Source organism: Micromonospora marincola (assembly GCF_056150385.1).
Map to the genome: position 1 here is coordinate 1 of NZ_JAXCFT010000003.1, position 12,576 is coordinate 12,576.

Consider the following 12,576-nt stretch of genomic DNA (forward strand, 5'->3'; position numbering starts at 1 on the left):
GGCGCGACGGTGCCCTGGTTCATGGCGTTCTGGCTGGCCGAGGCCATCTCCGACCAGTTGGTGAACGGGCTGAAGTTCATCGAGCCCCACGACGAGCCGGTGTTGTGCGTGGTGGCGTAGACCAGGTGCTTGCCGTTGTACGGCACCACCGTGAAGTCCTTCAGCGACACCCAGCCCGACTTGGGCTGCGCAAGCGCGCCGGTCGAGGACCAGCGGTAGCTCGACGGCAGGTTGCACGTGCCGGTCGGCGGCGGCGTGGTCGTCGGCGGCGGGGTGGGCGTGGGTGAGTTCGTCGGCGACGTGGTCGGCGAGCTGGTTGGTGAGGTGGTTGGTTCGGTGGTGCCGCCGGTGCAGGTGACCCCGTTGAGGGTGAAGCTGGTGGGGGCGGGGTTGCTGCTGGTCCAGGCGCCGTTGAAGCCGAATGAGGTGGTGCCGTTGGTGGGGATGGAGCCGTTGTAGCTGACGTTCTTGGCGGTGACGGCGGCGCCGCTCTGGGTGACGGTGGCGTTCCAGGCCTGGGTGACGCTCTGTCCGGCGCCGTAGTTCCAGTTGAGCGTCCAGCTCGACAGTGGGTCGCCGAGGTTGGTGATGGCGACCTCGGCGCCGAATCCGCCGCCCCACTGTGACGACACGGTGTACTTCACCGAGCATCCGGCCGCTGCGGCGCCGGCCGGCAGCGCCGCGACGACGCCGGTCGTGGCCAGCAGCACGGCCCCGGCCGAAGCCAGGCCGACATTGGCGGCCCTAAATCTAGGCATAACGCTTCCTCCTGTGGTGGTGGCGGCCGGTGCATTCGCGGGGATGATTGTGTTGTGAACGTTAACAGCCGCGTCAGGTATGTTACGGGAGCGCTCCCATGCGCTCAATGGGGGAAATTCTTAAGAAGACGCCCGGCGATCCCCGGCCGGACCCCCGACCCCGCACCCTCCGGATCGCCCGCCCCGCTGATCCGTGCTGCCACAGCCGACGTCAGGAACACCGCCCGGCTGGGGTGCGCCTGTGACCGCCCGAGGACCTGGGCGGGGCGATCATGAAGTGGGCGGCGACAAGTTAGACAAAAGGAGCCGCCAAGTTCATGATCAACGCGCCGGTGGCGCGGGGCGGCGCGGGGCGGGGCGGGTCAGGGTGGGGTGGGTCAGGGGGTGGTGCAGGGGGTGTTGTCGGTGGCGCAGGCGGCCGGAGCGTTGTGCAGCGGGTCCGGGTCGCGGATGTCGAAGCTGATGGTGACCGACCCGTTGGGCGGCAGTTCGGCGCCGGTGAACGTGACCACCGCGCCCTCCTGCGCCGCCTCGGCGCCGTCCACCGAGCCCACGGTGGCGTTGTCGCCGATGGTCACCGTCACCGTCCACTCCGGGCGCGGGACCTGGCCCGGGTTGCGCAGCACCACCTCGCCGCGATAGCCGAAGACCCGGTCGGTGACGGTCTGGTAGGTCGCGGTCAGCGGAACGGCGACCGGCGGCGTCGGGCTCGGCGTGGGGCTGGGGGAGGGGGACGCCGACGGTGACGGCGAGGTGCTGCGGCGGCTGGCGCTCGGCGTGGGCCGGGCGGGCGTGGGCCGGGGCGACGCGCTGGCGGTGGCGGAGGGCATCACCAGCGGCGGCGGGGACGGCGGCGGCGCGTCGGACGCGGACGGGGTGTCCCGGTTCGTCCACAGTGTCGCCCCGGTGGCGGCGCCGAGCAGCACCACGGCGCCGGCGGCCAGCAGCACCCGCCGTCCGGGTCGGCGGCGCTTGTCGCCGAGCAACCGGACCACAGGCATCTCCGCGGTCAGCCCGCCCTCGGCGCGGCGCAGGTCGACCTCCTGGAACGCGAGCCAGTCGAGGATCGCCGGCAGGCGTCCGGTCACCGCCTGCCCGTGCTGCGCGGCGCGGGCGTCGGCGTCCCAGTCGCCCTCCTCCAGGACCTCGCGCACGGAGAGTCGGGTGCCGTGCGCGGTGGGGACCAGGTCGCAGGCCAGGCGGGTGGCCCGACCGGCTTCCCGGCACCGCACGACAAGCCGCTGGGCGACGCGCAGCTCGACCACCTCGACCTCGGTGTCGGCCTGGTAGCCGGACAGCCCCGCGGTCGCCAGCACCCAACGGTCGTCCTCCGACGTGCTCTCGGCGAACCACTTGGCCAGCAGCGCCCGTTCGGTCAACGCCTGCCAGATCCGGGCGGACGGATGGGACAGGTCGACCTCGGTGACGATCTCGATCACGCGGAGACTCTAGGGCCTCTGTCAAGTATTGGGTCACTCCGTCCCATCCTGGCGCCACCGGGCCCGCCAGGCGGCCTCGCGCTCCTCGGCGCTGACCCGCTCCTGGTGCACCAGTCGTCGCAGCGCGGCGCGGGCATCCGCGAAGACCACCAGCTCGACCGCGACAAGTGCCACGCAGATCGCGGTCAGCAGCCCGAGCGCGCCGAGCGCCGGTAGGTGCGGGCCCACGGGCAGCGCGACCGCGAGCGCGACAAGCGTGCCGACCCGGGTCCACGACAGGGTCCGCAGCGTGCGCCACTGGAACGCCATGTTGGCGGCGAGGTAGAGCATCACGCCGACGAAGAGCAGCGGCGCCGCCGGCCCGTGGCCCCGCTCGGCCGCCCCGCCCGACGGGTCGGTGACGGTCCGGACCAGCTCCTCCGCGCCGATCGCGAACAGGATCACCCCGGCGATCATCGGCAGGTAGAGGTAGGCGTACGCGTCGCGGGCCATCGCCACCCGGGGATGGCCCCTGGCGGCGTGCAGCGCGATCCGGGCGGCCGGCCCGATCATGTCGAAGTGCGCCCACCACAACGCGGCGGTGAACAGGATGCCGAAGATCGCCGCCGGGATGGCCGGCCAGGTCACCGGCTTGCCGAGCAGGTTGCCGCCGACGCCGACCGAGATGACCGACTCGCCCAGCGCGATGATCAGGATCAGGTCGTAGCGTTCGGTCCAGTGCTCGGCCGAGGTGATCCTCCAACCGTCGGTGCCGGCCAGCAGCCCGCTGCTGTACTGCACCGCGACGACGGCGATCCACAGCCCGTCGCGCAGCCACTGTCCGTTCTGCGGGTCGACGTGTGGCGGCAGCAACGCGGCCACCAGCAGCAGGCAGGTCGAGAGCAGCAGCTCGGGCAGGAACAGCCACACCTTGCGTCGGGCCGGTGGGTCGACGCGGGTGGCGTACCAGTAGAGCGACGTGTGCACGATCCGGATCACCACGTAGCTGACCGTGACCAGGATCGGGCCGGTGGCGCTCTTGTGCAGGTCGCCGAAGGTCTGCGGCAGGGCCAGCGCGAACGTGAACAACGCGACCATGCCGACCACCATGAGGATCGGCACGAAGCCCTCGCCCAGCCGCAGCCGGGCGGCCACCGCGCTGTGCACCACCCAGCACCACCAGAGCACGGCGAGCACAAGCAGCGCGTGCAGCAGTTCCCGCAGCGTCAGGTTGGCGGCGGTGGCCCGGGTGATGAGGAAGAAGGACACCACGAAGACGAGGTCGAAGAAGACCTCGAACTTGTCCACCCGGGTGGCCGGGGCGACCTCGGCCGCGGGCCCGAGGCCCTTGCGCCACCGGTCACCGCCCACCGGCCGAGTGTGTCAGCCCAGCTCAGGGGCCGGGCCGAATTTGGTGGTCAGGCCACCCATCCGCTGCCGGGGCGGCGCCGAATCACCAGTCGTGACGGACCATCTCGAGCGCGTGGGGCGGTACCGGCTGGTGCGCTGCGTCGGCCAGGGCGGCATGGGGCGGGTGTGGCTGGCCCGGGACGAGTTGCTCGACCGCGATGTCGCGGTCAAGGAGGTACTTCCGCGGGCCGGCGCGTCGCCGCCGGAGACCGCCGAGTTGCACGACAGCACGCTGCGCGAGGCGCGGGCCGCCGCCCGCCTGGACCACCCCAACGTGGTACGCGTCCACGACGTCATCACCGCCGACGGCCGGCCCTGGATCATCATGCAGTACGTCCCGTCCCGGTCGCTGCACCGGATCGTCACCGACGACGGCCCGTTGCCGCCCCGGGTGGTGGCCCGCCTCGGGGTCGAACTGGTGGAGGCGCTGCGTGCGGCGCACCGGGTCGGGGTGTTGCACCGGGACGTCACCCCGCGCAACGTGCTTGTCACCACCGACGGGCAGGCGCTGCTCGGCGACTTCGGCGTGGCGGCGGTCGAGGGGGCGGCGGCGTTGAGCCGGTCGTGGGGGATCACGGCCACCCCGCAGTACGTGGCGCCGGAGCGGGTCCGCCGGGGCGTCTCCTCACCCGGCACCGACCTGTGGGCGTTGGGCGCCACGCTCTACACCGCGGTCGAGGGGCGCCCGCCCTACCACCGGGACGGCACCATGGCCACGTTGCTGGCCATGGCGACCGAGCCTCCGGACCGGATGCGTCGCGCCGGCCCGCTCGCTGAAGTCGTCGCCGGTCTGCTCGCCCGGGACGAGCGGCAGCGGCTGACCGCGGGGGAGGCGGCCCCGATGCTGCGCCGGGTCGCCGGCCTCGACGGTCGCCGAGGGTTCGGCCGGCTCCGCCCACCCTTCCGGTCCGTTGAGGGGGCGGACCGGCCACCGGGTACGCCGCCGACGCCGTCACCCGGCGCCGACGTGACGCAGGCGTTGCCGGCAGCGGAGACCACGGGATCGCTGCCGGCAGCGGAAATCACGGGATCGCCGCCGTCGGGGGCGGAGGTCACCCAGGCGCTGCCGGGCGGTGGTCACGGTGTCCGCCGGACTCCCGTCGTACCGGAGCTCGATGTCGTGCCGCTGCGCGTGCCGACCGGCGGGTCGGACCGGCGTACCGGATGGCGTTCCGCAGCCACCCTGGCCACGGTGGTGGTGGCGCTGGCGACGGCCGGCGGGGTGGCGGTCGCCGGCGTGCGGACCGCGCTCGGCGGGTGGCGCGACGGCGTCGTGGGTGGTCCGGCTCCGACGGCGGCCGGGCCCGTGCCGACCCTGACGGCGACCGGTTCCGCCGCGCCTGGCCGGCCGCCGGCCGGGACGGGTCCGACGCCGGCCGGGACGGGTCCGGCGGCGGTCGGGGCAGGCGCCGCGCCGGGTGCGCCGTGTCTCGATCGGCCGTCCGGGTCGACGCCGGTGACCGCCGGCCGGGCGCCGGCGGGTGGTGGCCGGCTGCCGACCGGGTGGGTGTGGCACCGGGACCGGGTCGGCTTCGCCGTCGGCCTGCCGGCCGGCTGGACACGCGACGTCGACGGCGCGGTGGTCTGCCTGCGCGACCCGGCCGGCACTCGGGTGCTGGGGGTGCAGGTCGCCGGTGGCCGGGTGGCGGACCCGAGCGGACTGTGGCGGCGCGAGGCCGAACGGCTGCGCGCCTCCGGCGGGCTGCCCGGATACGAGCGGATCAGCATCGGCCCGGTGATCCGGCCGGGCGGCGCGGCCGAGTGGGAGTACACGTGGGACGGTCCCGACGGCCGGCTGCACGCTCGCCGCCTGGTCGCCAACGGAACCGGGGCCGGCAGCCGGCACCGGCTGGTCTGGGTCACCGCCGACGACCGCTGGTCGGCGGAGCAGGAGGTCTACCGGGTCGTGCTGGGGAGCTTCCGCCGGCCGGCTTGAGCCGCGACCCATCCGGTCGCCGCGCCGCTCCGAATGCCTGGCACGTCCCGGCGCGGGTGCCGGGACCGGCGACGAGGAGAAACCGTGAAACTGTCCCGAACCCTGCTGGCGCTGCCGGCGGCGGCGCTCGTCCTCGGCTTCCCCGGGGTGGCGCACGCCGACGAGAGCGTCCGGGTGGCCCTGTTGGACCTCAACGAGACCGGGGCTCGCGGCACGGCCACGCTGACCGCGACCGACGGCGGTGACCTGCGGGTGCGGATCACCTCCACCGGGATGACCCCGAACTCCCCGCACGCGCAGCACATCCACGGCGCGGTGAACGGCATGGACTTCCACTGCCCGGACAAGTCCGCCGACGCCGACGCCGACGGCGACGGCTACGTCAGCACCGAGGAGGGCCTGAAGATGTACGGCGACATCTTCATCTCGCTCACCACCGCCGGTGACACCACCCGGGCCAGCGGGCTGGCGGTGGACCGGATGCCCAAGGCGGACGCCCAGGGCAAGCTGACCTACGACCGGGTCATCAGGGCCGCCGAGCTTCCGGCCGGCACCATCGACCACCTCAAGGACCTGCACCTGGTGCAGCACGGCATCGACGCCAACCGCAACGGCAGGTACGACATGGAGGCGCTCGGCGAGTCCACGTTCGCCAAGTCGGTAGGCGTGAACGGCATCCCGGAGGAGGCTACCGACCCGGCCACCTGCGGCATGGTCAGCGGCGCCGCCGCGGGCTCCGTACCGGCCGGCGGGGTGGCCACCGGCGACGGCAGCACCGAAGCGACCCCGATGGGCATGTACGCCGCGGGCGGGTTGGCGTTGCTCGGGGCGGCCGGCCTGGTCGTCGCGCGGCGTCGCGTCGGCCGGCAGGGCTGAGCCGGCCGTGGACAGCCCGCAGGATCGTTCGGCCACCGGCCCCCGCCGTCAGCGCACCGTGCTCGCGGCGGGGGCGGCCCTGCTCGCCGTCACCGCCGCGGTCGCCGTCGGCCTGGTGGTGTTCCGTGGGAACGACAGCCCGCCGCGGGTGACGGTCCCGGCGGCGACGAGTCCGGCTCCGGCGCCGCCGCCGCCCGTCGGGCGGGCGGGCGTGCTGACCAGCGGGCCGTTGATGGCCTCGTCCCCGCCGGTGCGCATCGGCATCCCGAGCCTGGGGGTGGACGCGCCGATCGTCCCGCTCGGACTACGGCCGGACGGCGCGATGCAGGTGCCGGACAGCGCGACCGACGTCGGCTGGTTCACCCGGGCCCCGACGCCGGGCTCTCTCGGGCCGGCGGTGCTGGCCGGACACGTGAACTGGAAGGGGCGCGAGGGCTCCTTCTTCGACCTGGCCCGACTGCGTCCGGACACCCCGCTGGCCGTGCGGCGGCGCGACGGGAGCACCGCCACGTTCGTCGTCACCCGGGTCGAGCAGCACCCGAAGGACAGGTTCCCCAGCGACGACGTCTACGGCCCGACCGATCACGCCGCGCTGCGCCTGATCACGTGCGGAGGTGAGTTCGACCGGAAGCGGGACAGCTACCGGGACAACGTCATCGTCTACGCGCGGCTCGCGCGCGCCCAGCCGGCGTGAACCCGGGCGGCTCATCCGGCCGCCGGGGTGGCGTGGGCGAGGACGTCGCGCAGCACGTCGCGTAGGGGCGTGTCCGGGTGCTCGATCCACTGCTGGGCGGCGACGCGGAGCGTGGCCAGGAACGTGGCGGCCAGGACGCGTGCCCGCAGCGGCACGTCCGGGCCGGTGAGCCGGCGGGTGATCGCCGCGGACAGGTCCCGCTCGATCGCCGCGTACGCGGCGACCTGGTGGGCCACCAGGCTCGGGTGGCCGTGCAGTTGCCGGCGCCGGGTCAGCCAGGGCTCGGCCGGGTCGTCGTGGCTCTCGTCGGCCTGGGCCACGGCGGCCCGGGTCAGCGCGCTCCAGGGCGGCAGTTCGGCGGGCTGCTCCGCGACGAGCGCCAGCATCCGGCGCAGCCGCAGCGTGTCGCCGTGGAAGAGGGCCTCCTCCTTGCCGGAGAAGTAGTTGGAGAACGTGCGCCGGGAGACGTTGACGGCGTCGGCGATGGCCTCGACGGTGACCCGGTCGGGGCCGTGCTCGACGGCCAGGCGCAGGGCCGCCTCGTGCAGCGCCAGGCGGGTGGCCGCCTTCTTCCGCTCGCGCAGGCCGGTGCACTCCTCCATGCCGGCCAGCGTACGTGATCCTTTTCTCAATGGGCAAACTTGCCTAATGGGCAACCTTTGCTGATGATTGCTTGAGGCAACCAAGCGGCCACCCTATCCGACACACCTGGAGGACGCGCGATGAGCGCACCCACCGCGACGGCCGAGGCCGCGCCCATGAGCCGGCGGCAGACGCTTGAGGCACTCAGCGGGCTGCTGCTGGTGCTCTTCGTAGCCATGCTGAGCAGCACCGTCGTCTCGACCGCCCTGCCGAAGATCATCGGGGCGCTGAACGGCTCGCAGACGCAGTACACCTGGGTGGTCACCGCCACCCTGCTCACCGCCACGGCGACCACCCCCATCTGGGGCAAGCTGGCCGACCTGTTCAACAAGAAGCTGCTGATCCAGGTCGCCATCGTGGTCTTCCTGGTCGGCTCCGTCGCGGCCGGCTTCTCGCGGAGCGCCGGACAGCTCATCGGCGCCCGGGCCTTCCAGGGCATCGGCGTCGGCGGCCTCCAGGCGCTGGTCCAGGTCGCCATCGCGGCCATGATCCCGCCGCGTGAGCGGGGCCGCTACAACGGCTACCTGGGCGGCGTCATGGCGCTCGCCACGGTGGGCGGCCCGCTGCTCGGCGGCCTCATCGTCGACACCTCCTGGCTCGGCTGGCGCTGGTGCTTCTTCGTCGGCGTGCCGGTCGCGATCATCGCGCTGTTCCTGCTCCAGATCACGCTCAACCTGCCCACCGTCCGCCGGCAGAACGTCAAGATCGACTATCTGGGCGCCGCGCTCATCGCCGCCGGGGTCAGCGTGCTGCTGATCTGGATCTCCTTCGTCGACGGCTCGTTCGCCTGGCTCTCCTGGCAGACCGGCGCCATGGTCGGCGGCGCGGTGCTGCTGCTGGCGCTCGCCGTCTGGGTCGAGGCGCGGGCCGCCGAGCCGGTGGTCCCGCTGTCGATCGTCCGTGAGCGCACCACCGCGCTTGCCATCCTCGGCAGCCTCGCGGTCGGCATGGCCATGTTCGGCGGCGCGGTCTTCCTCGGCCAGTACTTCCAGATCGGCCGCGGCTACAGCCCGACCGAGGCCGGCCTGCTCACCATCCCGATGATGGGCGGCGTGCTGATCTCCTCGATCGTCGCCGGCCGGATGATCACCACCAGCGGAAAGATCAAGCCGTACATCGTGTTCGGCTCGATCGTGCTCGTCGCCGGCTTCGCGCTGCTGGGCACCATCGACCACGAGACCTCCCTGGTCATCGTCGGGGTCGCCATGTTCGTCGTCGGCGTCGGCGTCGGCATGACCATGCAGAACCTGGTGCTCGCGGTGCAGAACACGGTGGCGCTCAAGGACATCGGCGCGGCCAGCGCCAGCGTCGCCTTCTTCCGCTCGCTCGGCGGCACCATCGGCGTGTCGGTGCTCGGCGCGATCCTGGCCCGGCAGGTCACCGACCGGATCACCCGCGACCTCACCGTGGCCGGCATCCCCGCCTCCGGCAGCGGTGGCAGCAGCACGTTGAACCTCGACGCGCTGCCCGAGCCGGTACGGCAGATCGTCCGGGCCGCGTACGGGGACGCCACCGGGCACATCTTCCTCATCTCGGCCGCGATCGCCGTCGTCGGCATCGTTGCGGCGCTGTTGCTTCGCCCCGTTACTCTTCGCTCCAGCCTCGATCTTCCGGACGTCGGTCGATCGGTGGCGGTGGGCGCCGACGCGGTCGACGGGGCGCCCGCGTTCGACGGGGTGGGTGCTGACCCGGCCGGCCGGGAGGAACACGCCCGCCGCTGAGCCCGTACCCCAGGGCCGTCGCCGACCACGGCGGCGGCCCTGGCGCGTGCGTGCCGGCCGGCGGACGGACCAGGTGAAGGAGGAGGAGCGGGTGCAGACCAGGCAGGGCGCGTCCACACGGGGTGGCGCTCTGCGCCGGGCGGCCCGCGAGCTGGCGCTTGTCGCGGCGCTCTTCCTCGCCTACAAGGTGGGCCGGCAACTGGTCGCCGGGCGGGCCGGCACCGCGCTGTCGAACGGCGAGCGGATCTGGTGGCTGGAGCGGCTGCTGCACCTGCCGAACGAGGCGCTCGTGCAGGCGCCGCTGCTGGCGCACGAGCTGCCGGTGCGGCTGGCCAACAGCTACTACGCGTACGTGCACTTCCCGGCCACCGTGCTCTGCCTGATCTGGCTCTACCTGCGCCGGCCGGCGCACTACCTCAGGCTCCGGCGGGCCCTCGCGGCGCTCACCGCCGCGGCGTTCGTGCTGCACGTCTGCGTGCCGCTCGCGCCGCCCCGGCTGACCGCGCTCACCCACCTGGTGGACACCGGCCGCCGGTACGGCCCCACCGTCTACGGTCCGCCCGAGGCCGACCAGCTCAGCAACCAGTACGCCGCGATGCCCTCGCTGCATGTGGGCTGGGCGGTGGCGGTGGCGCTGGCCCTGGTGGCGGTCACCCCCGGGCGGTGGCGCTGGCTCTGGCTGGCCCACCCGCTGATCACCATGCTCGTGGTCGTCGGCACCGGCAACCACTACTGGCTCGACGGGGTTGTCGCGGTGGCCCTGCTCGCGCTGATCCTGGCCGCACTGCCCCGACCCGTCGCGCCGTCCCGGCCGGCGCCACCGCCGACGACCGGACCACCGCGCCCGCACGTGGTGCCCCTGCCGCGCCGCGCCGGCCGCCGCCGGACCGCGATGGTCCCGACGGCGGCCGACGCCCGGCTCCGACCACCCGGTCGGGGCTGACCTGCGGCTCAGCCGCGCACGGTGCAGACCGTGCCGTTGAGCCGGAACACGCCCGGCGGCACGTTGGGCCCGCTGTACGCGCCGACGAAGCCGGCGCTTGTGCTCCCGCCGTCGGCCGCGAGCCGGCGGTTGTCGGCGGTCGGGGTCACCCGGACCTCCCTGCCGGTCTGGGTCCAGTTGGCGTTCCAGCCGCTGCTCACCTGCTGCCAACCGGTCGGCCAGGTCCAAGTCAGCGTCCAGCCGTCGACCACGTCCGGGCCGGTGTTCACCACGTCGACTGTCGCCACGTAGCCGTTACCCCAGTCGGTGTCGTTGTGGAAGCGGACCGCGCAGCCGCTGTCGGCCGGGCTGCCGGTGGCGAACGTCAGCGGCGGTGACGACCAGGAGACCCGCCCCGCGGTGTCCCGGGCGAGCACGTTCACCGTGTATCGGGCGCCCGGTTCGAGGTTGCGCACGGCGAACGAGGTGCCGGCGGTTTCGCCGAGCTGCTCGCTCACCGCGCCGAACTGCCGGTACACCTCGTACTTCGCGATCGGCGCGGCGCCCGCGGTGGCCGCCGGCCAGGAGATGGTCGCCGCGCGGTCGGTCACCGCGCTCGCGGTCGGCCGCCCCGGCGCGGTCGGCCGCCCGGCCGTGCCGCCGGCCGGTCGCAGCACGAGCGTGGTCAGGGAGTACGGCGGCAGCGTCCGGGTGGTCGCGCTGCCGGAACGGTCGGTGCTCACCCCGGTCGCGCCGTTGGTGAGCGTGTGCACGGTGGGCGCCTCGTCCGCCGGGGTGAACCCGGCATAGTCGACAGCCACCGGGTACGCGGTGTCCGGGTCCTTGTTGAGCAGTTGGACCGCCAGGCTGCCGTCGGGCCGGCGTACCGCGTGCGCGGTGACGAGCGGCTGGTCGGTGCCGGCGCGGACGAACTGGTCGCCGGGGCGGGCGAACAGGTTCATCATGGACAGCGCGTGGTAGGGCGCGAACGGCGTGTTGAACGGCGGCTGGCAGACGTCGCCCTCGCTCGTGCAGTTGCCGCTGGAGAGCAGCCCGAAGTCGCCGTAGTCGGTCTGCCCGGCCACCTCGGAGACGGTGCCGAGGCCGTTGTGCACGTTCCACCACTGCACCGTGAAGACGCCCTGTTCCAGCAGGCCGCTGTAGGCGTCGGCGAGGAACAGGGCGCCCGGCTGGGTGTTCCGGCCGGCGTCGACGTTCACCTCGGTGAGGCTGATCCCGATCCGGTCGGAGTCCGCGCCGGCGTACCGGGAGATCTGCTGGCGCAGCAGCCAGGCGGCGTCGGGTAGCTGGTTGGTGCGGGCCAGCGACTCGGCGGCGGTGCCACCCGGGTACCAGTGCACGTCCACGAAGTCGATCTTCGGGCCGGCGAGGGAGAGCACGGTCTGGTTCCACGGCCCCGGGTCGGCGCCGGCGGTGATCCCGTCGGGCCAGTTGCCCGGCATGGTCAGCACCGCGCCGACCTTGACGCTCGGGTCGACCGCCTTCATCGCGTCGGCGTACTCGATCACCAGTTTGGCGTACTGGGTGGCGCTCTTGTCGGCGTGGTCGTCGGCCTCCCAGGCCGACCCGTAGAGGCCGTTGCCGTAGTTCTCGTTGCCGACGGTCCACCACTTCGCGCCGTAGCCCTTGGTGACGTTGGCGTAGCGCACCCAGTCGGCCGCCTCGGCGGGCGTTCCGGTGCCGTAGTTGGCGATGATCATCGGCTGGGCGCCGACCCGGCGGGCCGCCGCCATGAACGTGTCGAAGTCGGTGTCCGGCGCGACGTAGCCGCCCGGCGCGGTGTGCGTCTTCCAGTGGTAGATGTCGGCGTACGAGCCGCCGGGGTAGCGCAACATCTTCACGCCGGCGGCCTTGAGCAGGTCGGACGTCTCGGCGCTGCCGAGTTTGGCGTCCCAGATGGCGTGGTTGACGCCGAGCGCGGTGTCCGGCACGGTGGCCAGCCCGGCGCGGGCGTTCACGGTCACCGCGACCGGGTCGGCGGCGGCGCCGGCGGCGGGCGCCTCGACGGTGGCGAGCGCGGTGGTGGCGAGCAGCAGGCTGGCCGCGTACGCGGTCCAGCGGCGTACGTGGGGCAGGGATCTCCACATGGGGGTGTCCTTCGAGAGGCGGGTTCCCGGGTCGGTGCCGCCGTCCTCCCGGATGCCTGCCGGCGCCCGGGTGCCCAGGAACGACGATCGG

Annotated in this window: 10 protein-coding genes; 5 read left to right on the top strand and 5 right to left on the bottom strand. The window is 73.5% G+C overall.

The window, feature by feature from the left end; genetic code table 11:
- The 3 genes from SM450_RS08065 to SM450_RS08075 form a co-directional block, all read right to left on the bottom strand.
- The coding region (locus tag SM450_RS08065; protein WP_474619053.1) for a cellulose-binding domain-containing protein at window positions 1-758 on the bottom strand (758 nt) is incomplete at its 3' end.
- A gap of 377 nt (window positions 759-1,135) precedes the next feature.
- Window positions 1,136-2,197, bottom strand: coding sequence for an SRPBCC domain-containing protein (locus SM450_RS08070; protein WP_474619054.1), 1,062 nt, complete (start codon window positions 2,195-2,197; stop codon window positions 1,136-1,138).
- Window positions 2,198-2,230: 33 nt separating this feature from the next.
- Window positions 2,231-3,547 (bottom strand): low temperature requirement protein A, encoded by a 1,317-nt coding sequence (locus SM450_RS08075; protein ID WP_474619055.1) that lies wholly within the window; start codon window positions 3,545-3,547, stop codon window positions 2,231-2,233.
- Window positions 3,548-3,638: 91 nt separating this feature from the next.
- Between SM450_RS08075 and SM450_RS08080 the strand changes: the two genes are divergently transcribed.
- From SM450_RS08080 to SM450_RS08090, 3 genes are all read left to right on the top strand, one after another.
- Window positions 3,639-5,522, top strand: a complete 1,884-nt coding sequence (locus SM450_RS08080) for a serine/threonine-protein kinase (protein ID WP_474619056.1) — start codon at window positions 3,639-3,641, stop codon at window positions 5,520-5,522.
- 84 nt (window positions 5,523-5,606) lie between these two features.
- A complete protein-coding gene (locus SM450_RS08085; protein ID WP_474619057.1) occupies window positions 5,607-6,398 on the top strand; it encodes a hypothetical protein in 792 nt (263 codons plus the stop codon).
- 7 nt (window positions 6,399-6,405) lie between these two features.
- Window positions 6,406-7,092: a class F sortase gene (locus SM450_RS08090; RefSeq protein ID WP_474619058.1), complete on the top strand. Its 687-nt coding sequence runs from the start codon at window positions 6,406-6,408 to the stop codon at window positions 7,090-7,092.
- An 11-nt stretch (window positions 7,093-7,103) separates the two neighbouring features.
- On the opposite strand, the gene SM450_RS08095 is transcribed toward SM450_RS08090, so the two are convergent.
- Window positions 7,104-7,694 carry a TetR/AcrR family transcriptional regulator gene (locus SM450_RS08095; RefSeq protein WP_474619059.1) on the bottom strand — a complete coding sequence of 197 codons (591 nt, stop codon included), beginning with the start codon at window positions 7,692-7,694 and terminating at the stop codon, window positions 7,104-7,106.
- A gap of 120 nt (window positions 7,695-7,814) precedes the next feature.
- On the opposite strand from SM450_RS08095, the gene SM450_RS08100 reads away from it, so the two are divergent.
- Window positions 7,815-9,455, top strand: a complete 1,641-nt coding sequence (locus SM450_RS08100) for an MDR family MFS transporter (protein WP_474619060.1) — start codon at window positions 7,815-7,817, stop codon at window positions 9,453-9,455.
- A gap of 91 nt (window positions 9,456-9,546) precedes the next feature.
- Window positions 9,547-10,398, top strand: coding sequence for a phosphatase PAP2 family protein (locus SM450_RS08105; protein WP_474619061.1), 852 nt, complete (start codon window positions 9,547-9,549; stop codon window positions 10,396-10,398).
- Window positions 10,399-10,406: 8 nt separating this feature from the next.
- On the opposite strand, the gene SM450_RS08110 is transcribed toward SM450_RS08105, so the two are convergent.
- On the bottom strand, window positions 10,407-12,485 hold the full coding sequence (locus SM450_RS08110) for a cellulose binding domain-containing protein (RefSeq protein WP_474619637.1): 2,079 nt from the start codon (window positions 12,483-12,485) through the stop codon (window positions 10,407-10,409).
- Window positions 12,486-12,576: the final 91 nt, after the last annotated feature.

What these genes read in the sequence shown, in the direction of transcription:
- SM450_RS08095 (WP_474619059.1), bottom strand. Translation starts at nt 7,694, where the DNA reads ATGGAGGAGTGCACCGGCCTGCGCGAGCGGAAGAAGGCGGCCACCCGC.
- SM450_RS08100 (WP_474619060.1), top strand. Translation starts at nt 7,815, where the DNA reads ATGAGCGCACCCACCGCGACGGCCGAGGCCGCGCCCATGAGCCGGCGG.
- SM450_RS08110 (WP_474619637.1), bottom strand. Translation starts at nt 12,485, where the DNA reads ATGTGGAGATCCCTGCCCCACGTACGCCGCTGGACCGCGTACGCGGCC.